Genomic DNA, 21,702 nt, shown 5'->3' on the forward strand with positions numbered 1-21,702 from the left:
CCTCAGTGACCGCTCGTCGCCTTCAGACCCACCACGGCCACCAGCAGCAGACAGACGAAGAAGATCCGGGCCGCGGTCACCGGCTCCCCGAGCACCACCATGCCGAGCACCGCCGCACCGGCCGCGCCGATCCCCACCCACACGCCGTACGCCGTCCCGATCGGCAACGTTTTGGCGGCCTGCGACAGCAGCAGCATGGAAGCGACGATCCCCGCGCACGTCAGCACACTCGGGACCAGACGGGTGAACCCCTCGGTGTACTTCATCCCGATTGACCAGCCCACTTCCAGCAGACCGGCGACAAGCAGCAGAACCCAGGCCATGACGGCACCTCCGAGACACGTGACGGAACAGGTGCGTCGTCTTGTCCTGACCCGGTACGACGCGTCTCGTCGGGGTCCCACCACCGTAGCAAAGGGCATGCCGAAGGGCCGGTGACAACCGTCACCGGCCCTCGCGACAGATCTCTACCGGTCTCTACCGGTCTCTACAGATCGCTACAGATACAACCCCGTCGCGTCCACCGACACCCGCTCCGACGCCACCGCGTGCAGATCGCGCTCGCGCATCAGGACGTACGCCACGCCCCGCACCTCGACCTCGGCACGGTCCTCCGGGTCGTACAGGACCCGGTCGCCCGGCTCCACCGTCCGTACGTTCTGGCCGACCGCGACCACCTCGGCCCAGGCCAGGCGCTTGCCGACGGCGGCGGTCGCCGGAATGAGGATGCCGCCGCCCGAACGCCGCTCGCCCTCAGGCGTGTCGGACCGGACCAGCACACGGTCGTGCAGCATCCGGATGGGCAGCTTGTCGTGGGTGTTCTCGCTCACGGGGTCGAACCTACCCGGCCCGGCGCCACGCGTGTGCCGAAGGGTCAGGCACGCCGCTTCTTCGACAGCGCAAGCAGCCCCACCAGGCCCACCGCGACGAGCGCGACCGGCACGATCCGCTCCACGCGGGGCGTCCCGTCCTCGGTCACGAAGCGCGCCTTCACATCGCTCACCGCACGGTTCACCGCGACGTACGCGCGTCCCGCGGTGTGGTCCACGGTCGAGGCGATCCGCGCCTTGGCATCGCCGACGATCGTGGACGGGTGCAGCCGCACGCCGATCTCGTCGAGGGTCACCGCGAGCTGGGCCCGCCGGCTCCTGATGTCCGCCTCGATCTGCGCAGGGGTCCTGGCATCCGACACTGCGCCGCCTCCGGTGGTCGTATGGGGTCGTCCGTCCTCCACAGTCTGTCAGCTCTGTGGCCAATGCACTGTCACAGGCCCCCATTAGGCTCTGTCGGTGTACGCCCCGACCCCCGACCCTCTGCACTTTCTGGCCTTCCCGGAGGAAACCCCATGAGTGAGCGACTTCAGCCCGGCGACACCGCGCCCGCCTTCACCCTGCCCGACGCCGACGGCAACGAGGTCTCGCTCGCCGCCCACCTGGGCCGCAAGGTCATCGTCTACTTCTACCCCGCCGCCCTGACGCCCGGCTGCACCAAGCAGGCGTGCGACTTCACGGACAACCTGGAGCTGCTGGCCGGCGCCGGGTACGACGTCATCGGCGTCTCCCCCGACAAGCCGGAGAAGCTGGCGAAGTTCCGCGAGAAGGAGTCCCTTAAGGTCACGCTGGTCGGCGACCCCTCCAAGGAGACCCTTGAGGCGTACGGGGCGTACGGCGAGAAGAAGCTGTACGGCAAGACCGTCACCGGGGTCATCCGCTCGACGGTGGTCGTGGACGAGCAGGGCAAGGTGGAGCGGGCCCTGTACAACGTGAAGGCGACGGGCCACGTAGCCAAGATCATCAAAGACCTGGGCGTCTGACCCTGCCCCTCCCGTCGAACGGCCCCGGTCCCGGCCCCGGCCCCGCAAGCGGGATGCGTCGTTCCGCATGTCGGATGTGACGGTCCGCAATTCGGTTCGTTACTCCGTACGAGGCTGCGAACGCGTGGCCGGGACGGAGAATCATGGCAGGCAGGTACACCCGGGCTCTCGTGATGGAAGCGGCCCGGGAAACACGGCACATGGACGACGCGGTCCGCTGGTGCGGGGGCGTACCGACGCCCGGCAGCAGGCGTTATCTGCGGCAACGGATGGCACAGGCCGGGATCGACATCTCGCACTTCGCCACGAACCAGGTGCGGCACACCGAGGAGCGCTTGCGGGCGGCGGTGGCGGTGTCATCCAACATCAAGGATGTTGTACGGCACTTGGGCATCAACCAAGTCGGCGGCAACCAGACCCATATCAGCCGCCGCATAGCCGCACTCGGAATCGACACGGGCCATTTCACCCGGACACGGCGAGGCCGTCCAAAGGGCTCACTCGGCGACGTCCTCGGCCTGCGCGATCCCGAGGACGGCAGGGTCCCGGGCGGCGGCAGGCGGTACGCCTTCGTAGCTCACGCCGGAGCAGTGGCGAGCGTGGCGGGGCGAGGCAACCGTGTCTGAGCGTTACGGACACGAGAAACTGGCCGCTGCCGTGGCCTCCGCGCAGAGCTGGGCTGACCTGATGCGTCAGCTCGACTTGAGCGCCAGCGGCGGTCAACGACGCGTCCTTCAGGAGAAGGTTGCCGAGCTCGGCCTCGACACCAAGCACTTCAAGCAGCGCAGCCCCTGGCGCAAGTATCCCGACGAGGCCATTGCCGCAGCTGCGGCCTGCTCATCAACACTCCGCGAGGTCGCCGCGAGGCTGGGCGCCACGCCAGCAAGCGGGACGATGTCGCACATCGCTCGCCGAATAACAGCGGCTGGGATCGACATCAGCCACTTCCCAAGCGCCAATCAGGTGTCGATCGACCTTCCGTTCACACGGGCGCAGCTGGCGGATGCCGCAGCAACAAGCCAGAGTATTCGGGGTGTTGCCCGGACTCTTGGCGTCCCTGATGACAGCCGCTCGCGAGCCGCGCTTGGGCGGATGCTGAAGCAGGAGGGCATCGACACCTCTCATTTCGGCAACGCCCGCGTCACCATCTCCGAGAATTCCCTGCGCGCAGCAGTCCCCGGCGCGACCAGCTATGCCGGTGTCATGCGAGCCCTCGGGCTCCCCGTGAACGACACCAACCATCGCCGGGTGCGCCGCCGCATAGCCCAACTCGCACTAGATGCCAGCCACTTCATACGGCGCCCGAGGAATTCGGCACCGCCACACAAACCCAAGCCGACCGCAGCGGGCACCCTGGTCCAGCTCCCACAAGGCTCACCGCGGACGAACCGGGCCCGCCTGCATCGGGCCCTCCAGGAGATCGGCGTCCCATACCGGTGCGTATCGTGCGACAACGCCGGCGAGTGGCTCGGCCAACGGATCACGTTGCAGATCGACCACATCAGTGGCGACTGGCTGGACAACCGGGCAGAAAACCTGCGGTACCTCTGCCCCAATTGCCATGCCCTAACTGACACCTGGGGCCGCTCCCGTCGGTCGAGGCCGCTCGTCACACAGGCCAACCGCCCCGTACACTGACGCTGCCGTCCGAGCATAAGAGGTCGGCTGTATGCGGCCTTGGCGGAATTGGCAGACGCCTCGCATTTAGGGTGCGATGGGAGAAATCCCGTGAGGGTTCGAATCCCTCAGGCCGCACAGACCGAGGAATCGAAGGGCCGGCTCGTCAATAATGGCGAGCCGGGCCATCCCGTCGGCGGCCCCTCACCCCACCAACTCCCGCACCACCGGCACCAACGCCCGGAACGCCTGTCCGCGATGGCTGATCGCGTTCTTCTCGTCCGCCGTCAGCTCCGCGCACGTACGCGTCTCGCCCTCCGGCTGGAGGATCGGGTCGTAGCCGAAGCCGCCCGTTCCGGCAGGGGCGTGGCGCAGGGTGCCCAGGAGGCGGCCTTCCACCACGCGTTCCGTGCCGTCCGGCAGGGCCAGCGCGGCGGCGCAGGCGAAGTGCGCGGCGCGGTGTTCGTCGGCGATGTCGGAGAGCTGGGCGAGGAGGAGGTCCAGGTTGGCTCGGTCGTCGCCGTGGGTGCCGGACCAGCGGGCCGAGAAGATGCCGGGAGCGCCGTTCAGGACGTCGACGCAGAGGCCGGAGTCGTCGGCGATGGCGGGCAGTCCGGTGGCCTTGGCCAGGGCGTGCGCTTTGAGGAGGGCGTTCTCGGCGAACGTGACGCCGGTTTCCTTGACGTCGGGGATCTCGGGATAGGCGTCGGCGCCGACGAGCTCGTGGGGCAGGCCTTCGGCGGCGAGGATGGCGTGGAGCTCGGTGATTTTGCCGGCGTTGCGGGTGGCGAGGATCAGGCGGGTCATGCCCACCAGTATCGGGGCGGCGCGGAGGGCGGCCGGTCAGGCGGGGGCGTGCCTGGGGTCCGCGCGGGTGCAAGCCGGCCTGGCGGGGGCGGTGGCTGTGAGGGCCAGGGTGGCGTGGGCGTACGGGCGCGTGGTCGGCCAGTACGCCCGTACGCCTCGCGGCTCGGGTGCCGCTTTACTCTCCGGACGCGGCGGCCAGGGCCCGGAGTTGGAGGGCGGCGAGGTCGGCGCAGCCTCCGGTGGCGAGGTCGAGCAGGGCGTTGAGCTCCTTGCGGTCGAAGGGCTCGGCTTCGGCGGTGCCCTGGACTTCGACGAAGCGGCCGTCGCCGGTGCAGACGACGTTCATGTCGGTGTCGGCGCGTACGTCTTCCTCGTAGCAGAGGTCGAGGAGGGGGGCGCCGTCGACGATGCCCACGGAGACGGCGGAGACGGTGCCGGTGAGGGGCTGGCGGCCGTGCTTGATGAGCTTCTTGCCCTGGGCCCAGGTGATGGCGTCGGCGAGGGCGACGTAGGCGCCGGTGATGGCGGCGGTGCGGGTGCCGCCGTCGGCCTGGAGGACGTCGCAGTCCAGGACGATGGTGTTCTCGCCGAGCGCCTTGTAGTCGATGACGGCGCGCAGGGAGCGGCCGATGAGGCGGGAGATCTCGTGGGTGCGGCCGCCGATCTTGCCGCGTACGGATTCGCGGTCGCCGCGGGTGTTGGTGGAGCGGGGCAGCATCGAGTATTCGGCGGTGACCCAGCCTTCGCCGCTGCCCTTGCGCCAGCGGGGTACGCCTTCGGTGACGGAGGCGGTGCAGAAGACTTTGGTGTCGCCGAAGGAGATGAGGACGGAGCCCTCGGCGTGCTTGCTCCATCCGCGTTCGATGGTGACGGGGCGGAGCTGTTCGGGGGTGCGGCCGTCGATTCGAGACATGGGGTGAGCCTAGGCGATCCGGGTGGGGGTGGGTTCCCTGCGGGGCCCCTGCGGGGTGCGGGCCGTGTGGACGTGCGGGCCGCGGTGTGGCTGGTCGCGCAGTTCCCCGCGCCCCTGAGCATCCTGTGCGGGCCCGCATGAGCACCCCTCAGCCTGTCATGGGGGTCCCCCCTGGCCCTTAAGGCCTTGGGGGAGATTGAGGACGAGCGCGTTCAGCGCGAACGGGGTCTGGGGCGGAGCCCAGGAGCCCCGGCTGCGGACCGTGATCGCTCCTCGCGCAGTTCCCCGCGCCCCTGGCAGGGTCGGTGCCGGCCCGCACCGGCATACCCAGCCCGTCCGGCGATTGAGGACGAGCGCGTTCAGCGCGAACGGGGTCTGGGGCGGAGCCCAGGAGCCCCGGCTGCGGACCGTGGTCGCTCCTCGCGCAGTTCCCCGCGCCCCTGGCAGGGCTGGTGCTGGCCCACCCGGCATACCTCAGCCCGTCATGGGGGTCCCCCCTGGCCCTTAAGGCCTTGGGGGAGATTGAGGACGAGCGCGTTCAGCGCGAATGGGGTCTGGGGCGGAGCCCCAGGGACCCTGGCTGCGGGCCGTGGTCGCTCCCCGCGCAGTTCCCCGCGCCCCTGGCGGGGTCGGTGCCGGGCCGCATCGCATACTCGGCCCCGTCCGGCGATTGGGGACGCAGAAGGCCGGCCTCCTGGTGGGGGGCCGGCCTTGGGGGGCTGAGGGGGTCAGCGGGTCACATCATGTCTTCGATGTCCGCCGCGATCGGGTCCGCGTCGGTCCCGATGACGACCTGAATCGCCGTCCCCATCTTGACGACACCGTGGGCACCGGCCGCCTTCAGCGCCGCCTCGTCGACCTTGCTCGGGTCGATGACCTCGGTGCGCAGGCGGGTGATGCAGCCCTCGACCTCTTCGATGTTCTCGATACCGCCGAGGCCGGCGACGATCTTCTCAGCCTTGCTGGCCATGTGTCTCTCCTGGTTCGTGAAGAACGCTGTGTCGGCCCACGGTAGGTCCGCTTTGTCACGGTAACCCACGTTTGGCCCAGCTATGCGCGCGGGCGCATTCCGCCTGGCCAAGGATGGCGATCACCGGAGCCGTGCCCGCGAGGGGCCCGCTCCGGACGATACCGCAACTGGTCTACACCAGTGCAAACGACGGTCCTAGCCGGCTTGTTCCGCGAGCCTGGAGGTTGCCGATGAGTGCGAGCAGCGCGGCCGCCCCGCCGCGGACCAAGTGGTGGAACGGCCTGTTCCAGGGCTTGCAGAAGATGGGCCGCAGCCTCCAGCTCCCCATCGCCGTGCTCCCCGCCGCCGGCATCCTCAACCGGCTCGGCCAGGACGACGTGTTCGGCAAGACCGGGCTCGGCTGGAACGACGTGGCGAAGGTGTTCGCCGGCGCGGGCGGCGCGCTCCTGAACGGTTCGCTCGGGCTGCCGCTGCTGTTCTGCGTGGGCGTCGCCATCGGCATGGCGAAGAAGGCGGACGGCTCGACCGCGCTCGCGGCGGTGGCCGGGTTCCTCGTCTACTACGGGGTGCTGCTGCAATTCCCGAAGGACTGCGCGACCGGGGCGAAGCTGACCGCCGGGGCGTGCGTCGCCAAGGACGGCTCGGCGGTCCTCGCCACGTACCAGAACCCCGGGGTGTTCGGCGGCATCGTGATGGGCCTGCTCACCGCGTACTTCTGGCAGCGCTTCCACCGTACGAAGCTGGTGGACTGGCTCGGCTTCTTCAACGGCCGCCGGCTCGTGCCGATCATCATGGCCGGGGTCGCGATCGTGTTCTCGGTGGCGTGCCTGTGGGTGTGGCCGCCGATCGGTGACGCGCTGACCAGTTTCAGCAAGTGGCTGGTGGACCTGGGCGCGACGGGTTCGGGCATCTTCGGTGTCGCCAACCGCGCGCTGCTCGTGATCGGCATGCACCAGTTCCTGAATACGTTCATCTGGTTCCAGTTCGGCGACTTCACCAAGCCGGACGGGACGATCGTGCACGGCGACATCCCCCGCTTCCTCGCGGGCGACCCGACCGCCGGGCAGTTCCAGACCGGCTTCTTCCCGATCATGATGTTCGCGCTGCCGGCGGCGGCGCTCGCGATCGCGCACTGCGCCAAGCCGCACCGCCGCAAGGAGGTCGCCGGCATGATGCTCTCGGTGGGCCTGACCTCGTTCGTCACGGGCATCACCGAACCGATCGAGTACTCCTTCGTGTTCATCGCGCCGCTCCTGTATGTCATCCACGCGGTGCTCACGGGTGTGTCGATGGCGGTGAGCTGGGGGCTCGGCATCAAGGACGGGTTCAGCTTCTCGGCGGGCCTGATCGACTACGTCATCAACTGGAGCCTGGCGACCAAGCCCTGGCTGATCATCCCGGTGGGGCTCTGTTTCGCCGTCGTCTATTACGCGGTGTTCCGCTTCGCGATCACCAAGTTCAACCTGCCGACGCCGGGGCGGGAGCCGGACGAGGAGGAGCTGGAGAAGGAGAACACCCAGGCGTAGCGCCCGTAGCGCACGTAACGCACGTAACGCCCGCCGCGCGCCTCGGCCCCTCAGGCGCTCGGCCCTCAGGCGCTCAGCCCCTCAAGCCCTCGGACCCTGCGGTCCGGGGGCTTCCGGCATGCCCGAGCTCCGGCGTTTCGGCGCGTCCGGGCGTCCTCGCCGGCCACGAAACGGTTACGGCGACGAGTCGGTCTTGACCCGATTGCCCGGTATGGCTCAGGCCACAAAAAACGAAGGTTCCTTATCTAACCCTCACCGTGCTAAAACTGGTCTACACCACTCATTGGTGTAGACCACGCGGGCTTGACCGCGTTCCCCTGAGACGCCGCCGTCCCCCCGTATTTTCCCATGCCCCCGGGCGGCGCCTTGCCCTACTGGAGGATGTTGATGAGTACGGCCACCGCTACGGCGGCGCCCGCGAAGAAGCGGGGCTCCGGCCTGTTCCAGGGTTTGCAGAAGGTCGGCCGCAGCTTGCAGCTGCCGATCGCCGTGCTGCCCGCGGCGGGCATTCTGCTCCGCCTCGGCCAGGACGATGTCTTCGGCAAGGACGGCCTCGGCTGGAACACGGTCGCCAAGGTCTTCATGACCGCCGGTGACGCGGTCTTCTCCAACATGCCGCTGCTCTTCTGCATCGGTGTCGCGATCGGCTTCGCGAAGAAGGCCGACGGCTCCACCGCCCTGGCCGCCCTCGTCGGCTTCCTGGTCTACAAGAACGTGCTGACCGCGTTCCCCGTCCACGACGCCGTCATCAACACCACGGCCAACAAGGGCGTTGACGTCCCCGCTGTCTACAACGACCCCAAGGTCCTCGGCGGCATCGTCATGGGCCTGATATCCGCCGTCGTGTGGCAGCGCTTCCACCGCACCAAGCTGGTGGACTGGCTCGGCTTCTTCAACGGCCGCCGTCTGGTCCCGATCCTCATGGCCTTCATCGGTACCGCCATGGGTGTGCTGTTCGGCCTGATCTGGGGCCCCATCGGCAACGCCATCACCTCGTTCGGCGAGTGGATGACCGGTCTCGGCGCCGTCGGCGCGGGCATCTTCGGTGTGGTCAACCGCGCCCTGCTGCCGGTCGGCATGCACCAGTTCGTGAACACGGTCGCCTGGCAGGAGATCGGCACCTACACGGACTCCTCCGGTGCCACCTGGCACGGTGACGTTCAGCGCTTCATGCACGGCGACCCGACGGCCGGCCAGTTCATGACGGGCTTCTTCCCGATCATGATGTTCGCCCTGCCCGCCGTGGCCCTGGCCATCACGCACTGCGCCCGCCCCGAGCGCCGCAAGGTCGTCGGCGGCATGATGATGTCCCTCGCGCTGACCTCCTTCGTCACCGGCATCACCGAGCCGATCGAGTTCGCGTTCATGTTCATCGCGCCGGTGCTCTACGTGATCCACGCGGTCCTGACCGCCGTCTCGATGGCCGTGACCTGGGCGCTCGGCGTGCACCACGGCTTCACCTTCTCCGCCGGTGCGATCGACTACGTCCTGAACTGGAAGTTCGCCACCCACCCGTGGCTGATCATCCCGATCGGTCTCGCCTTCGCGGCCATCTACTACGTGGTGTTCCGCTTCGCGATCGTCAAGTTCAACATCCCCACCCCGGGCCGTGAGCCCGAGGAAGAGGTCGAGGACCTGACGAAGGCGTAAGCCCGAGCGGCACGGCAAGGGCCCCGGAACCACCTGGTTCCGGGGCCCTTCGCGTGCTCGGGCCGGGGCGGGGTCAGATCTCGTACACCGCGCCCGGCGCGGCCAGCGTGGTGGGGCCGGTGAAGACCGCGCGGGCGTCCGCGAGGGCGACCTCGCCGTCCGTCCACGGCGGGATGTGCGTGAGGACCAGGCGCCCGGCCCCGGCGCGCGCCGCGTGCTCGCCGGCCTCGCGGCCGTTGAGGTGCAGCCCCGGGATGTCCTCCTTGCCGTACGTGAAGGACGCCTCGCACAGGAACAGGTCGGCGCCCGCGGCCAGTTCGTCCAGGGCGGCGCACGGCCCGGTGTCGCCGGAGTACGTCAGGACGCGGCCGCCGTGCTCGACGCGGACGGCGTACGCCTCGACGGGGTGGCAGACGCGTTCGGTGCGCACCGTGAAGGGGCCGACGTCGAACGTGCCCGGCTTCAGGGTGTGGAAGTCGAAGACCTCGCTCATCGCGGAGGGGGAGGGCGTGTCCGCGTAGGCGGTGGTCAGGCGCTGCTCGGCGCCTTCGGGCGCGTACACCGGCAGGGGGGCGCAGCGCCCGCCGTCGTGGCGGTAGTAGCGGGCGACGAAGTAGCCGCACATGTCGATGCAGTGGTCGGCGTGCAGGTGCGAGAGGAAGATCGCGTCGAGGTCGTACAGGCCGATGTGGCGCTGTAGCTCACCGAGGGCTCCGTTGCCCAGGTCGAGGAGCAGCCGGAAGCCGTCCGCCTCGATGAGGTAGCTGGAGCAGGCCGATTCCGCGGACGGGAACGACCCGGAACAGCCGACGACGGTGAGCTTCATGGAGCGTGAACCTCCGGACAGCAGGGGATGGGCGAAGCCCGTCGTTGCGGGGCGGGGCGCGGGGCCGGCAAGGAGACCGCGGGTAACGGCTTGCGGTGCGTCGAGCGTAAGGCGCGCCAGGGCCGCCCGCTCCTTCGCGGCGGGCCGTTGTGGGGGAAGTCACCGCCAAGTCCACTCTTCCCCCGTACGGCCAAGGGCGCAGGTGTGCGGCCGTGGGGCCGGGGTGGCCCGGTGGCGGAACAGGGGTTCGACCGTGCCGCGGGGAGGGGTGGTCCCGGGGGGCGCGCCGCGAATGGTGCGCCGGTAACGTCTGCGGTATGGACACGTCGTGGTGGCTGGCGCTCGGCGCCGTGGTGGCGCTCGCGCTGGTGGCGGCCGTCGTGGACGGGCGCGGGCGGACGCGGCGCGGGCCCGGTGGGCGTTCGCGGCCGCGGGCGGCGCCGGGGCGTGAGCGGGGGACGCGGCCGCGCGGGCGGCGCGATGAGCGGGCGCGGCCCTCGGGTGCCGGGCGGGCGCGGCAGGCGCCGAAGGCGGCGGAGATCTGGTGGGCCGAGGTGCCCTATGAGGATGTTCCGGGCGGCAAGGACCGTCCGTGTCTGGTGCTGCGGGTGCGGGGCGGGACGGTGACCGTCGCGAAGATCACCAGCAAGTACCACGACGAGCGCGCCGGGGTCATTCCGCTGCCGCCGGGCACGGTGGCCGACGCGCACGGCCGGCCCAGTTTCCTGGAGACGGACGAGCTGCGCGAGGTCGGGGTGTCGGCGTTCCGGCGCCGGGTGGGCGTGGTGGACCCCACGCTGTGGGACCAGGTCCGTCACCTGGCGAGGTGACGGACCCCCGGCCCGCGTGAGGTGAGGGGCCGGGCCCGCTCGTGGCGCGCGGCCCGGTCCCCGCCTCGGGGGCGCTCACGCCCAGAGCTGGCCGTGCAGGGTCTCGATGGCCGCTTCGGTGGTCGGCGCGGTGTAGACGCCGGTCGACAGGTACTTCCAGCCGCCGTCGGCGACGACGAAGGCGATGTCGGCGGGGGTGCCCGCCTTGACGGCCTTCTTGCCGACGCCGATCGCCGCGTGCAGGGCGGCGCCGGTGGAGACGCCCGCGAAGATGCCCTCCTCCTTGAGGAGTTCGCGGGTGCGGGTGACCGCGTCGGCCGAGCCGACCGAGAAGCGGGTGGTGAGGACCGAGGCGTCGTACAGCTCGGGCACGAAGCCCTCGTCGAGGTTGCGCAGCCCGTAGACCAGGTCGTCGTAGCGGGGTTCGGCGGCGACGATCTGGATGCCGGGGACGTTCTCGCGCAGGTAGCGGCCGACGCCCATCAGCGTTCCGGTGGTGCCGAGGCCCGCCACGAAGTGCGTGATGGAGGGCAGGTCGGCCAGGATCTCGGGGCCGGTGGTGGCGTAGTGGGCGCCCGCGTTGTCCGGGTTTCCGTACTGGTAGAGCATCACCCAGGACGGGTTCTCGGCGGCCAGCTCCTTGGCGACCCGTACGGCCGTGTTGGAGCCGCCGGCCGCCGGGGACGACACGATCTCGGCGCCCCACATCGCGAGCAGGTCGCGGCGCTCCTGGGAGGTGTTCTCCGGCATGACGCACACGATGCGGTAGCCCTTGAGCCTGGCCGCCATCGCCAGCGAGATGCCCGTGTTGCCGCTGGTGGGTTCGAGAATGGTGCAGCCGGGTGTCAACCGGCCGTCCTTCTCGGCCTGTTCGACCATGTGGAGGGCCGGCCGGTCCTTGATGGAGCCGGTCGGGTTGCGGTCCTCCAGCTTGGCCCAGATCCGTACGTCCGCCGAGGGGGAGAGCCGGGGCAGGCGGACCAGGGGGGTGTTGCCAACCGCGGCGAGCGGGGAGTCGTAGCGCATGTCAGACGCGGCCGCCCGCGACTGCGGGCAGGATCGTGACGTTGTCGCTGTCGGACAGCTTGGTGTCGATGCCGTCGAGGAAGCGGACGTCCTCGTCGTTGAGGTACACGTTCACGAAGCGGCGCAGTTTGTCGCCGTCCACGATGCGCTCGCGGATGCCGGTGTGCCGGGTTTCGAGGTCGCCCAGCAGCTCGGCGAGGGTGGCGCCGCTGCCCTCGACGGCCTTGGCGCCGTCGGTGTAGGTGCGGAGGATGGTCGGGATGCGGACCTCGATGGCCATGGCGTGGGCTCCTGATCGGAAGATGTGAGGCGTGGGCGCGGCTCGGGCTCGGGTCCGCGCGCCGCACGCCCGGGGGCGTGCGGTGGTGCGTTGGTGCGGGGCGCGCGGCGTCAGACGGCGGCTGCGCGGGCCGTACAGATCGCGCTGGCGAGACGGCACAGGTCGACGTGCAGCCGCGCCACGAGCAGCAGGGCGGGGCCGCTGCTCGGCGTCTTGTCGCTCACGTCGTTCGAAACCATGGGGTCATCGTATAGATTCCCGGTCCGCTTCCCGGAATGTGATCTCGCATCCTGGACGCATCCCGCTCAGGATGTGGTCACCCTCCTGGTGGGCGGCAGGTAGACGACGGTGGGCGCCCCGGTGGTGGGGTGTACGCCGACGTCGGCTTCGACCCCGTACACCTCGCGCAGCAGATCCGGAGTCAGTACGTCCGCGGGCGCTCCCGCCGCGACGATCCGGCCGTCCGCCAGGACGCAGAGGCGGTCGCAGTACTGCGCGGCCAGGTTCAGATCGTGCAGGGCGAGCAGGTTGACGGTGCCCAACTCCCTTACCAGGGAGAGCACTTCGAGCTGGTAGCGGATGTCGAGATGGTTGGTCGGCTCGTCCAGGACGATGAGGTCAGGCTGCTGTACGAGGGCGCGGGCGACCAGGGCGCGCCGGCGTTCACCGCCGGACAGGGACGGGAAGGGGCGGGCGGCGAGGTTCGCGATGCCGAGGCGTGCCAGCGCGTCGCGTACGAGGGCGTCGTCGGCGGCGGTGTCGGCCTCCCAGAAGCGGTGGTGCGGGGAGCAGCCCATGGCGACGATCTCCCGCACGCTCAGTTCGATGCCGCCGGCGTCGGCGTCCTGCGGGACGGTCGCGAGCCGGCGGGCGCGGGCCCTGGCCGGCAGGGCGTGCAGGTCGGCGCCGTCGAGCAGGACGCGGCCCGAGGTGGGGCGCAGGGTGGCGTAGACGCAGCGCAGCAGTGTGGTCTTGCCGCTGCCGTTGGGCCCGACCAGGCCGACGGTCTCGCCGTCGGCGGCGTGCAGGGTGATGTCGTGCAGCAGGGCGCGGCCCTGGGGGGTGGTGTACGAGAGCGATTGGGCGCGCAGCGTGGTCATGCGGGGCCGCCTTCCGCGCGGGCGCCGTGTCCGCGCAGCATCCACAGGAAGAAGGGGCCGCCGGTGAGCGCGGTGAGGACGCCGACGGGGATGTCCTGGGGCGCGGCGACCGTGCGGGCCGCCAGGTCGGCCAGGACGAGGAAGGCGGCGCCGCCCAGGGCCGCGACGGGCAGCAGGGCGCGGTGGGCGGCGCCGACGGCCATGCGGGCGGCGTGCGGCACCATCAGGCCGACGAAGCCGATCGACCCGGTGTACGCGACGAGGACGCCGGTGAGCAGCGATGCCAGCACGAAGGCGGCCGCGCGGAAGCGCCCGGTGTCGAGGCCGAGCACGGTGGCGCCCTCCTCGCCGACGAGCAGCAGGTCCAGCGGGCGGGCCAGGGCGATCAGGAGCAGGGTGCCCGCGGCGAGGGCGAGCGCGGGCAGAGCGAGCATGTCCCAGCGGGCGCCGCCGAGTCCGCCGAGTGTCCAGTGCAGGACTTCCGTGACGTGTTCGGCGCTGGCCGATGTGACCAGGATCAGGCTGGTGAGCGCGGACAGGACGTAGGAGACGGCGACCCCGGCCAGCACCAGGCGCCCGCCCGCCAGGGAGCCGGCGCGCCGGGCGAGCGCGTAGACGAGGACGAGGGCGGTGAGGGCTCCGGCGAAGGCGGCGGCGGGCAGGGCGACGGTGGTGGCCACCCCGGCGCCGGCCCCGAGGACGATCACGGCGACGGCCCCCGCGGAGGCTCCGCTGGAGACGCCCAGCAGGAAGGGATCGGCGAGCGGATTGCGCACGAGGGCCTGGAGGGTGGTGCCGATGACGGCGAGACCGGCGCCGGTGACCGCGCCGAGCACGACCCGGGGGGCTCTGACGTCCAGCACGATGGTGCGGTAGGGGCCGGGTTCGGCGGCGCCGGTGACGATGGCCCACACCTCGCCCGCCGGTATCCGTACCGAGCCGAGCGCGAGCCCGGCGGTGGCGCCGGCCAGGAGCACGAGGGTCAGGCCGCCGAGCAGCGCGAGGTAGCGCCGGCGGGGGGTCACCGGCGGGCTCCTTCTCGACCGGCGGGACGGGGCTGCGGGCCCGCGTGGTGGCGCCCCCTCATGCTCCCGCCCCGAGCTGCGCGGCCAGCTTGGCCACCGCGTCCGGGGCCCGTACGCCCGTCACCATGTCGGACAGCGCGAGGACCGCGAAGCTGTTGTTCTTGACGGCGGGCACCGAGGCGAGCGCCGGGTCGTCGCGCAGGCGCTTCTTCTTGGCCTCCACGCTCGTGCCGCCGTAGTCCAGGATGAGGATGGTCTTCGGGGCGCGGGCCACCACGTCCTCCCAGCTCGCGTCGCCGAAGGAGGCCGTCTTCAGGTCGTCGGCGAAGATGTTGCGTCCGCCCGCCCGCGTCACGATGTCGTTGCCGATGCCCTTGCCGCCGGCCGTGAACGCCGTCTTGTCGCCGCTGTCGTAGACGAACACCGGCACCGGCTCCCGGCCCGAAAGCGCCGTCCGGGTACGCTCGTTGGCCTCCTGGGCCGAGCGTATCCACGTCTGGGCCCGCTCGGGCACCCCGAAGGTGCGGCCGACCTCGGTGACCTCCTCGTACACGTCGTCCATCGTGGTCGCGTCGGCGCGGGGGCAGTTCTCCACGTTGAGGCGGGACTTGATGCCGCTCTTGGCGAGGGCTTCGCGGCTTCGGCCCTCGCCCGCGGCGAAGGCCGAGGCGTAACCGCCGTAGACGTAGTCGGGGCCGGCGGCCAGGAGCTTTTCGTAGGAGGGGTACTCGGCGGCCAGGACCGGGACCGAGCGGTAGGCCGCCTCGTACTTCGGCAGTACCTTGTCGTCCAAGTAGGCCGTCCCGGCAAGGGACTTGGCGAGGCCGAGCTCCAGCATCACCTCGGTGGCGTGCTGGTTCATCGTGACGGCCCGCTTGGGAGGCGCGGTGAACGTGGTGCGCACGCCGCAGTTGGTGACGGTGTACGGGAAGCCGGGGGCCGTAGCGCCCGTGGCCTCGGGCTGCGGCCGCGTCGTGCACGCGGCGAGCGGGAACAGCAGGGCGGCGGCGAGTGCCGCGCGGCGCCAGAGCATGGCTGCGCTCCTCCAAGGGGATTTCCACGTCCCCTGTCGATGGGAGAAGGCGGCAGGTCAGTTCCTGGCTTCCGGCTCCGAGGGGGGTCCCCCGGGGCCGGTCACAGTGGCGGGACCGTGCCGGATTCGCACCGGCTTCCTGGGTCCTGCCGCCCGATGATCAAAATTTCGTACGGACAGTATGCGCGAATTTCGATATGCGCGAATTTCGATCGGTACGCGCCATCCGTCACGGCGCCCGGGGGTGACTCAGTAGGCCTGGCTCAGTGGGCCTGGCTCAGTAGGCCTCGACGACCTTGACGTCTTCCTCCGTGATCACACCGTCCACGATGCGGTACGAGCGGAACTGGAACTCGCCCGCGCCGTCGGTGTCCGCAGTGGACACCAGGACGTAGTGCGCGCCGGGCTCGTTGGCGTAGGACACGTCGGTGCGCGAGGGGTAGGCCTCGGTCGCGGTGTGGGAGTGGTAGACGATCACCGGCTCCTCGTCGCGGTCGTCCATCTCGCGGTAGAGCTTGAGGAGGTCCTGCGAGTCGAACTCGTAGAACGTGGGCGAGCGGGCCGCGTTCAGCATGGGGATGAAGCGCTCGGGGCGGCCGGTGCCGGCCGGGCCCGCGACCACACCGCACGCCTCGTCGGGGTGGTCGGCGCGGGCGTGCGCGACGAGCTGGTCGTACAGGGCCTGGGTGAGGGTCAGCATGTCGGCAAGGATAAGCAAAGGGGCCGCCGCGTATCGAGTGGCGATACGCGGCGGCCCACATGGTGAGAACGTGCCGGTCAGCGGGGTCAGACGCGCTTGGCGAACGCCTTGTTCTCGGGGTTCTTGGCCTTGAGGACCAGGTAGGAGACGCCCAGGATCAGGGCCCACAGCGGCGCGCAGTACAGCGAGACGCGGGAGTCCTTGTCGATGCCCATCATGACGATGACCATGCCGATGAAGAGCAGCGCGAACCAGCTGGTCCACGGGGCTCCGGGGGCGCGGAAGGTGGACTGCGGCAGTTCGCCGCGGTCGGACTTGGCGCGGTAGCGGATCTGGCAGACCAGGATCATGATCCAGGCCCACATGCCGGAGATCGTGGCGAAGGAGACGACGTAGTCGAAGGCCTTGCCGGGCGCGACGTAGTTGATCCAGACACCGACCAGCATGAGCCCGGCGGAGACCGAGGTGCCCACCAGCGGGGTGCCGCTCCTGGTGAGCTTGGTGAAGACCTTGGGGCCCTGGCCGTTGAGCGCGAGGTCGCGCAGCATGCGGCCGGTGGAGTACATGCCGGAGTTGCAGGAGGAGAGCGCGGCGGTCAGCACGACGAAGTTGACGATGCCCGCGCCGACGCCGAGGCCCATCTTCTGGAACGCGGCGACGAAGGGACTCACGCCGGGCTGGAACTCGTGCCACGGGACGACCGAGAGGATCATGATCAGGGCGCCGATGTAGAAGACGGCGATGCGCCACGGCACGGTGTTGATGGCCTTGGGCAGCGTCTTCTCGGGGTCCTTGGACTCGCCCGCGGTCACGCCGACCAGCTCGACGGCGAGGAAGGCGAACATCACGATCTGGAGCGTCATCAGCGTGCCGCCGATGCCCTTGGGGAAGAACCCGTGGTCGTTCCAGAGGTTGGCGACGGTGGCGGTGTCCGCGGCGTCGGAGAAGCCGACGGTGAGGATGCCGGCGCAGATCAGGATCATGCCGACGATGGCGGTCACCTTGACCATCGAGAACCAGAACTCCAGCTCGCCGAAGAGCTTCACGGAGATGAGGTTCACGGCGTACAGGATGAGCGTGAAGATCAGGGCGTAGGCCCATTGCGGGATGCTCTTGTGCGTCCAGAAGGACATGTACTGGGCGGCCGCGGTCACTTCGGTGATGCCGGTGACGACCCAGAAGAGCCAGTACGTCCAGCCCGTCACATAGCCCCAGAACGGGCCGATGAACTCGCGGGCGTACTCCGAGAAGGAGCCCGACACCGGGCGGTACATGAGCAGCTCGCCCAGGGCGCGCATGATGAAGAAGATGACGAGGCCGGCGATGGCGTACGCCAGGATGAGGCTGGGTCCGGCCTTCGAGATGGCCTTGCCCGCGCCGAGGAAGAGGCCGGTGCCGATGGCACCGCCGATCGCGATCATCTGGATCTGCCGGGCCCCGAGGCCCCGCTGGTATCCCTCGCCCGCGGCTTCGCCCGGTTCGTTGACGCTGTCGGTCCCCGCGGCCTCATTGCCGGCAGGACGGTCTCCGTGCTGGTCGACCTGCGCTGAGGTCATGGTGGTGCGCCTTTCTCCATGCTGACCCGTCCGCCTCGGTCACGAAGCGACGGATCAGGTCCTGATCCCCCCGGATGTGGATGGAGTGCCGCCGGCGGTCAGCCGGTCGAAGCGCCCCCGGGAACATGGGTGGCGTCCCCGGGTGGTCGTGAAGATTTATCACGGGCTTATGGGTGATCCCCAGCGGCCTTTGTGGCAGGGATCACAGGAAGAAGCGGACAAACCGCATTCAATATGACAAAGCAGGTCGATGTGGTGATGGGATCGTTATACGGATTTGAGCGTCCGCTGAGCGAACGGTCATTTTCCGGTCGATCGCTCAGGGCATGAGCGTGTCGATGAGTGTTTCTTGCAGCACACCCAGCCACAGATAGGCCATCACCATCGGCTTGCGCGGGTCGTCGTCCGGCAGCCGGTAGAGCTCGCCGCTCTCGTCCTCATCGGTGATGTCCAGGCGGGTGGCGATGGTCAGCCGCAGGTCGTTGAGGGCGCCGAGCCAGTGCCGCGCGTCGTCGGCGGTCAGCTTCAGGACGGCGCCGCCGTCGCCCCGGGGGATCAGCTCGTCGAGGCCGCGCACGACCGCGAGGGCGTCGGCGCGCTTGCGAGCCCGCAGGTCGTTCTCGGTGAAGCGCCGGAACTCGGCCGATTTGGCCCGCAGTTCCTCGCTCTCCCCGCTCGCGTACGCCTCGGGGAAGAGGCGGGCGAGCGCCGGGTCGGTGGGCGGCTCGCTCGGGCCCTCGGCGAAGAGGGCGGCCAGCGGGTCCTCCTCCTCGGCGGGCTGGTCGCCGGGCCCGATGAGTTCGAGCAGCTGGACGGCGAGGGAGCGCAGGATGGCGATCTCGACCTCGTCGAACGCTGCGGCGGCTCCCCCGCGCGGCAGCGCCTCGAAGCCGCTCACGGCCCCGGCCATCAGCCGCGGTCCTGGGTGAGCGTGGCCCACAGGCCGTAGCCGTGCATGGCCTGCACGTCGCGTTCCATCTCCTCGCGGCTGCCGCTGGAGACCACGGCCCGTCCCTTGTGGTGCACGTCGAGCATCAGCTGGTGGGCCTTGTCCTTGGAGTAGCCGAAGTAGGACTGGAAGACGTACTGCACGTAACTCATGAGATTGACGGGGTCGTTGTGGACGAGCGTCACCCAGGGCACGTCGGGCTCGGCGACGGGAAGGTCCGACTCCGCCGACTCGGGACGTTCGATCTCTACCGGGGCAACGCTCACGACTTGGGGCGACCTTGTCTCTTCTGCCGGGGCCGGGGGCCGGCCCCGGGGAACAACAGCCTGCCGAGGGTCGCGCCGTTCCCGGAGGGCCCCCGGTCGGCGCAGCCCGAACGGCCACGGCCTCCATGCTGCCACCCGGGGCGGCTCATCGCACAAACGGGCCCCTGGAAATCGTCAGAGTGACGAGTATTCGGGGTAGCATCCCGGCATGCCCCGCACGGGGCGATCCAGCGAACCCCCGGCCGGCGTGTGCCCGGCCCGGACGAAAGTGCGAGGTAGCTCGCTGTGAATGCTGCGGACCTCGGTCTGCCGGTGGACGTGCCGTCGACCGCGCTCTTCACCGATCAGTACGAGTTCACGATGCTCCAGGCCGCCTTGAAGGCCGGCACGGCCGAGCGGCGCTCGGTCTTCGAGGTCTTCACCCGCCGCCTGCCCGAGGGCCGCCGCTACGGCGTGGTGGGCGGCACCGGGCGCGTCCTGGACGCGGTGGAGAACTTCCGCTTCGACGCGGGCGTCCTCGGCTTCCTGCGCGAGCGGAACATCGTGGACGAGCCCACCTTGCGCTGGCTCTCCTCCTACCGCTTCAGCGGCGACATCTGGGGCTACCCCGAGGGCGAGGTCTACTTCCCCGGCTCACCGATCCTGCGCGTCGAGGGCTCCTTCGCCGAGTGCGTGCTCCTGGAGACCGTGATCCTCTCGATCCTCAACCACGACTCCGCGATCGCCGCCGCCGCCTCCCGGATGTCCTCGGCGGCCGGCGGGCGCCCCCTGATCGAGATGGGCGCGCGCCGCACCCACGAGCTGTCCGCCGTCGCCTCCGCGCGCGCCGCCTACGTCGGCGGTTTCAGCACCACATCCGACCTCGCGGCCGGCTTCCGCTACGGCATCCCCACCGTCGGCACCAGCGCCCACGCCTTCACGCTGCTGCACGACAGCGAGCGGGACGCCTTCCGGGCCCAGGTCGACTCGCTGGGCCGGGGCACCACGTTGCTGGTGGACACCTACGACGTCGCCGAGGCGGTGCGCGCCGCCGTCGAGATCGCCGGGCCCGAGCTCGGCGCGGTCCGCATCGACTCCGGCGACCTGCTCCTGGTCGCGCACCGGGTGCGCCAGCAGCTGGACGAGCTCGGCGCCACCGCCACCAAGATCGTGGTCACCTCCGACCTCGACGAGTACGCCATCGCCTCGCTTGCCGCGGCCCCCGTGGACGCCTACGGGGTGGGCACCCAGCTGGTCACCGGCTCGGGGCACCCGACGTGCTCGATGGTCTACAAGCTGGTCGCCCGCGCCCAGTCCGCCGATCCCAAGGCCCCGCTGATCCCGGTCGCCAAGAAGTCGCTCGGCGCGAAGTCCTCGCTGGGCGGCCGCAAGTGGGCCGCGCGCCGCCCGGACGCGTACGGAATCGCCGAGGCCGAGGTCGTGGGCACCGGGGCGGTGCCGGCCGCGCTCGGTGAGCGTCAGCTCCTGGTCGAGCTGGTCAAGGGCGGCACGGTGGTGGCCCGCGAGCCGCTGGACGCCGCCCGCGCGCGGCACATCGAGGCGCTGGCCGCGCTGCCGATGTCCGCGGGCCAGCTCTCGCGCGGCGAACCGGTCATCCCGACGGAGTACGTCTAGAGGACGTCTGAGGACGTCTGAGGACGTCTGAGCCGGGCCCCGGGCGGGGGCCGGGCGCGGCCTCGGCGCGCGCCCGGGCCGCCCGGCGGGTTTTCCGCCCCCGTTTGCCCCCTGCCGCGCGCGGATCGAAGTCTCTACGCTCGAAGAACAGCCCTCCCCCACCCGGGCCCGCAGACCGAAGGACAGCCGACATGCACCGCGCTTTGATCGTCGTGGACGTCCAGAACGACTTCTGTGAGGGCGGCTCCCTCGCGGTCGCGGGCGGCTCGGACGTCGCCGCAGCGATCACCGAGCTCGTGGGCGAGGCGGCCGGATCCGCCTACCGCCACGTGGTGGCCACCCGCGACCACCACATCGACCCGGGCGCGCACTTCTCGGACACGCCCGACTTCGAGCACTCCTGGCCGGTGCACTGCGTCGCCGGGACCGAGGGCGTGGGCTTCCACCCCAATTTCGCCCCCGCCGTCGCCTGCGGAGCCATCGACGCGGTCTTCGACAAGGGCGCCTACGCCGCGGCGTACAGCGGCTTCGAGGGGCTTGACGAGAACGGTCTCTCGCTGGCGGACTGGCTGCGCGAGCGGCAGGTGGGCGAGGTCGACGTGGTGGGCATCGCCACCGACCACTGCGTGCGGGCCACCGCGCTCGACGCGGTGCGCGCCGGGTTCGTCACCCACGTCCTGCTCGACCTGACGGCGGGGGTGGCCCCGGGCACCACGTCGGCGGCCCTGGAGGAGATGCGGGCGGCGGGCGTGGACCTGTCGGGCAAGCCCGTGGTCTAGCGGGGACCGGAAACGGACGCAGCTATCGCAGGAGCGCCCGTATCGGGTGCCACAGCTCCTCGGTGGTCTCCGGGGCCGTGCGCCACAGCAGGCCGTCCGGATGGTGCAGGACGGCCGTGATCTCGTCCAGGGTGGGCGGCTCGGTCTGGCCGCGCAGGTACACCGCCCGCAGGCCGAGGTTGCGGAGCCTGGTCAGGGCCCGCGCCCGGTTGACGGCGTGCACCAGGACGCGCACGTCACTGCCCGGCGCCGCCGGGTTCGGCAGGGTCAGCGCGACGACCACGCTGCCCCCTGGCAACTTGCAAAAACCTCCGCCGGGCATGCCGGACCACTCCCCCTGCGGGACGACGCGTTGGACCCGCTGTCAATAAGGACTCGTAGAACGCACCTAAACACGATCGGCCGCCGCCCGCTAGAGGGCG

At 70.4% G+C, this 21,702-nt stretch carries 26 protein-coding genes, 1 tRNA gene and 2 riboswitches; of the genes, 9 read left to right on the plus strand and 18 right to left on the minus strand.

Annotation, left to right across the window (positions count from 1 at the left end; all coding sequences use genetic code 11):
• Positions 1-2: 2 nt before the first annotated feature.
• The 3 genes from ACFYM2_RS19905 to ACFYM2_RS19915 all read right to left on the minus strand — a co-directional run bounded on the left by ACFYM2_RS19905 (position 3) and on the right by ACFYM2_RS19915 (position 1,192).
• Positions 3-323, minus strand: coding sequence for a multidrug efflux SMR transporter (locus ACFYM2_RS19905; protein WP_359005094.1), 321 nt, complete (start codon positions 321-323; stop codon positions 3-5).
• 30 nt (positions 324-353) lie between these two features.
• A riboswitch (guanidine-III (ykkC-III) riboswitch) is annotated at positions 354-424 on the minus strand.
• Between the two features lie 73 nt (positions 425-497).
• On the minus strand, positions 498-830 hold the full coding sequence (locus tag ACFYM2_RS19910; RefSeq protein ID WP_114036654.1) for a co-chaperone GroES: 333 nt from the start codon (positions 828-830) through the stop codon (positions 498-500).
• Positions 831-874: 44 nt separating this feature from the next.
• On the minus strand, positions 875-1,192 hold the full coding sequence (locus ACFYM2_RS19915; RefSeq protein ID WP_359005091.1) for a DUF3618 domain-containing protein: 318 nt from the start codon (positions 1,190-1,192) through the stop codon (positions 875-877).
• A 153-nt stretch (positions 1,193-1,345) separates the two neighbouring features.
• Here ACFYM2_RS19915 and bcp point away from each other — a divergent pair, with 153 nt between their 5' ends.
• From bcp to ACFYM2_RS19935, 4 genes are all read left to right on the plus strand, one after another.
• Positions 1,346-1,813: a thioredoxin-dependent thiol peroxidase gene (gene bcp / locus ACFYM2_RS19920; RefSeq protein ID WP_359005088.1), complete on the plus strand. Its 468-nt coding sequence runs from the start codon at positions 1,346-1,348 to the stop codon at positions 1,811-1,813.
• Positions 1,814-1,956: 143 nt separating this feature from the next.
• Positions 1,957-2,439: an HNH endonuclease gene (locus tag ACFYM2_RS19925; RefSeq protein WP_359005085.1), complete on the plus strand. Its 483-nt coding sequence runs from the start codon at positions 1,957-1,959 to the stop codon at positions 2,437-2,439.
• Positions 2,432-3,451, plus strand: coding sequence for an HNH endonuclease signature motif containing protein (locus tag ACFYM2_RS19930; protein ID WP_359005082.1), 1,020 nt, complete (start codon positions 2,432-2,434; stop codon positions 3,449-3,451). Before ACFYM2_RS19925 ends, ACFYM2_RS19930 begins: the two co-directional genes overlap by 8 nt.
• 33 nt (positions 3,452-3,484) lie before the next feature.
• A tRNA-Leu gene (locus tag ACFYM2_RS19935) sits at positions 3,485-3,568 on the plus strand.
• A 66-nt stretch (positions 3,569-3,634) separates the two neighbouring features.
• On the opposite strand, the gene rdgB is transcribed toward ACFYM2_RS19935, so the two are convergent.
• From rdgB to ACFYM2_RS19950, 3 genes are all read right to left on the minus strand, one after another.
• On the minus strand, positions 3,635-4,237 hold the full coding sequence (gene rdgB / locus ACFYM2_RS19940; protein ID WP_388837694.1) for an RdgB/HAM1 family non-canonical purine NTP pyrophosphatase: 603 nt from the start codon (positions 4,235-4,237) through the stop codon (positions 3,635-3,637).
• 175 nt (positions 4,238-4,412) lie between these two features.
• The gene (gene rph, locus ACFYM2_RS19945; RefSeq protein WP_388455576.1) at positions 4,413-5,150 is read right to left on the minus strand and encodes a ribonuclease PH; all 738 of its coding nucleotides are present in this window, start codon (positions 5,148-5,150) and stop codon (positions 4,413-4,415) included.
• 736 nt (positions 5,151-5,886) lie between these two features.
• Entirely contained in the window at positions 5,887-6,120 is a 234-nt protein-coding gene (locus ACFYM2_RS19950) for a glucose PTS transporter subunit EIIB (protein ID WP_018517946.1), read from the minus strand.
• A 230-nt stretch (positions 6,121-6,350) separates the two neighbouring features.
• Between ACFYM2_RS19950 and ACFYM2_RS19955 the strand changes: the two genes are divergently transcribed.
• The gene (locus tag ACFYM2_RS19955; protein WP_388837697.1) at positions 6,351-7,646 is read left to right on the plus strand and encodes a PTS transporter subunit EIIC; all 1,296 of its coding nucleotides are present in this window, start codon (positions 6,351-6,353) and stop codon (positions 7,644-7,646) included.
• Between the two features lie 387 nt (positions 7,647-8,033).
• A complete protein-coding gene (locus ACFYM2_RS19960; protein ID WP_359005071.1) occupies positions 8,034-9,296 on the plus strand; it encodes a PTS transporter subunit EIIC in 1,263 nt (420 codons plus the stop codon).
• 73 nt (positions 9,297-9,369) lie between these two features.
• Here ACFYM2_RS19960 and ACFYM2_RS19965 read toward each other — a convergent pair whose 3' ends face one another.
• The gene (locus ACFYM2_RS19965; RefSeq protein WP_388837700.1) at positions 9,370-10,122 is read right to left on the minus strand and encodes an MBL fold metallo-hydrolase; all 753 of its coding nucleotides are present in this window, start codon (positions 10,120-10,122) and stop codon (positions 9,370-9,372) included.
• A gap of 317 nt (positions 10,123-10,439) precedes the next feature.
• Between ACFYM2_RS19965 and ACFYM2_RS19970 the strand changes: the two genes are divergently transcribed.
• Complete coding sequence (locus ACFYM2_RS19970; protein WP_388455584.1) at positions 10,440-10,952, plus strand: type II toxin-antitoxin system PemK/MazF family toxin; 513 nt, start codon at positions 10,440-10,442, stop codon at positions 10,950-10,952.
• Between the two features lie 75 nt (positions 10,953-11,027).
• Here the strand turns inward: ACFYM2_RS19970 and ACFYM2_RS19975 are convergent, their stop codons facing one another.
• The 10 genes from ACFYM2_RS19975 to clpS form a co-directional block, all read right to left on the minus strand.
• Complete coding sequence (locus tag ACFYM2_RS19975; RefSeq protein ID WP_359005063.1) at positions 11,028-11,978, minus strand: cysteine synthase; 951 nt, start codon at positions 11,976-11,978, stop codon at positions 11,028-11,030.
• A 1-nt stretch (position 11,979) separates the two neighbouring features.
• Complete coding sequence (locus ACFYM2_RS19980) at positions 11,980-12,258, minus strand: MoaD/ThiS family protein (RefSeq protein ID WP_388837703.1); 279 nt, start codon at positions 12,256-12,258, stop codon at positions 11,980-11,982.
• A gap of 110 nt (positions 12,259-12,368) precedes the next feature.
• On the minus strand, positions 12,369-12,497 hold the full coding sequence (locus tag ACFYM2_RS19985; protein WP_264198279.1) for a putative leader peptide: 129 nt from the start codon (positions 12,495-12,497) through the stop codon (positions 12,369-12,371).
• Between the two features lie 66 nt (positions 12,498-12,563).
• Positions 12,564-13,358 carry an ABC transporter ATP-binding protein gene (locus ACFYM2_RS19990; protein WP_388837706.1) on the minus strand — a complete coding sequence of 265 codons (795 nt, stop codon included), beginning with the start codon at positions 13,356-13,358 and terminating at the stop codon, positions 12,564-12,566.
• Complete coding sequence (locus tag ACFYM2_RS19995; protein ID WP_388837709.1) at positions 13,355-14,383, minus strand: FecCD family ABC transporter permease; 1,029 nt, start codon at positions 14,381-14,383, stop codon at positions 13,355-13,357. The genes ACFYM2_RS19990 and ACFYM2_RS19995 overlap by 4 nt, the downstream gene beginning before the upstream one ends.
• Before the next feature lie 58 nt (positions 14,384-14,441).
• A complete protein-coding gene (locus ACFYM2_RS20000; protein WP_388837712.1) occupies positions 14,442-15,416 on the minus strand; it encodes an ABC transporter substrate-binding protein in 975 nt (324 codons plus the stop codon).
• A gap of 37 nt (positions 15,417-15,453) precedes the next feature.
• Positions 15,454-15,601: riboswitch (cobalamin riboswitch) on the minus strand.
• A gap of 92 nt (positions 15,602-15,693) precedes the next feature.
• A complete protein-coding gene (locus ACFYM2_RS20005) occupies positions 15,694-16,116 on the minus strand; it encodes a M67 family metallopeptidase (RefSeq protein WP_350230637.1) in 423 nt (140 codons plus the stop codon).
• Between the two features lie 86 nt (positions 16,117-16,202).
• Positions 16,203-17,672, minus strand: coding sequence for an amino acid permease (locus ACFYM2_RS20010; RefSeq protein WP_388455589.1), 1,470 nt, complete (start codon positions 17,670-17,672; stop codon positions 16,203-16,205).
• A gap of 319 nt (positions 17,673-17,991) precedes the next feature.
• Positions 17,992-18,582, minus strand: a complete 591-nt coding sequence (locus tag ACFYM2_RS20015; protein WP_388837715.1) for a DUF2017 domain-containing protein — start codon at positions 18,580-18,582, stop codon at positions 17,992-17,994.
• On the minus strand, positions 18,582-18,887 hold the full coding sequence (gene clpS, locus ACFYM2_RS20020; protein WP_350230640.1) for an ATP-dependent Clp protease adapter ClpS: 306 nt from the start codon (positions 18,885-18,887) through the stop codon (positions 18,582-18,584). Before clpS ends, ACFYM2_RS20015 begins: the two co-directional genes overlap by 1 nt.
• A 285-nt stretch (positions 18,888-19,172) precedes the next feature.
• On the opposite strand from clpS, the gene ACFYM2_RS20025 reads away from it, so the two are divergent.
• Together ACFYM2_RS20025 and ACFYM2_RS20030 are read left to right on the plus strand one after the other, a co-directional pair.
• The gene (locus ACFYM2_RS20025; protein WP_359005045.1) at positions 19,173-20,501 is read left to right on the plus strand and encodes a nicotinate phosphoribosyltransferase; all 1,329 of its coding nucleotides are present in this window, start codon (positions 19,173-19,175) and stop codon (positions 20,499-20,501) included.
• Between the two features lie 191 nt (positions 20,502-20,692).
• Positions 20,693-21,280 (plus strand): isochorismatase family protein, encoded by a 588-nt coding sequence (locus ACFYM2_RS20030; protein ID WP_350230642.1) that lies wholly within the window; start codon positions 20,693-20,695, stop codon positions 21,278-21,280.
• A gap of 22 nt (positions 21,281-21,302) precedes the next feature.
• Here the strand turns inward: ACFYM2_RS20030 and ACFYM2_RS20035 are convergent, their stop codons facing one another.
• Positions 21,303-21,602, minus strand: coding sequence for a hypothetical protein (locus ACFYM2_RS20035; protein WP_359005042.1), 300 nt, complete (start codon positions 21,600-21,602; stop codon positions 21,303-21,305).
• Between the last annotated feature and the right edge of the window lie 100 nt (positions 21,603-21,702).

Origin of the sequence: Streptomyces sp. NPDC006711, assembly GCF_042869775.1 — a bacterium.
In the GTDB taxonomy this organism is placed as follows: Bacteria; Actinomycetota; Actinomycetes; order Streptomycetales; family Streptomycetaceae; genus Streptomyces.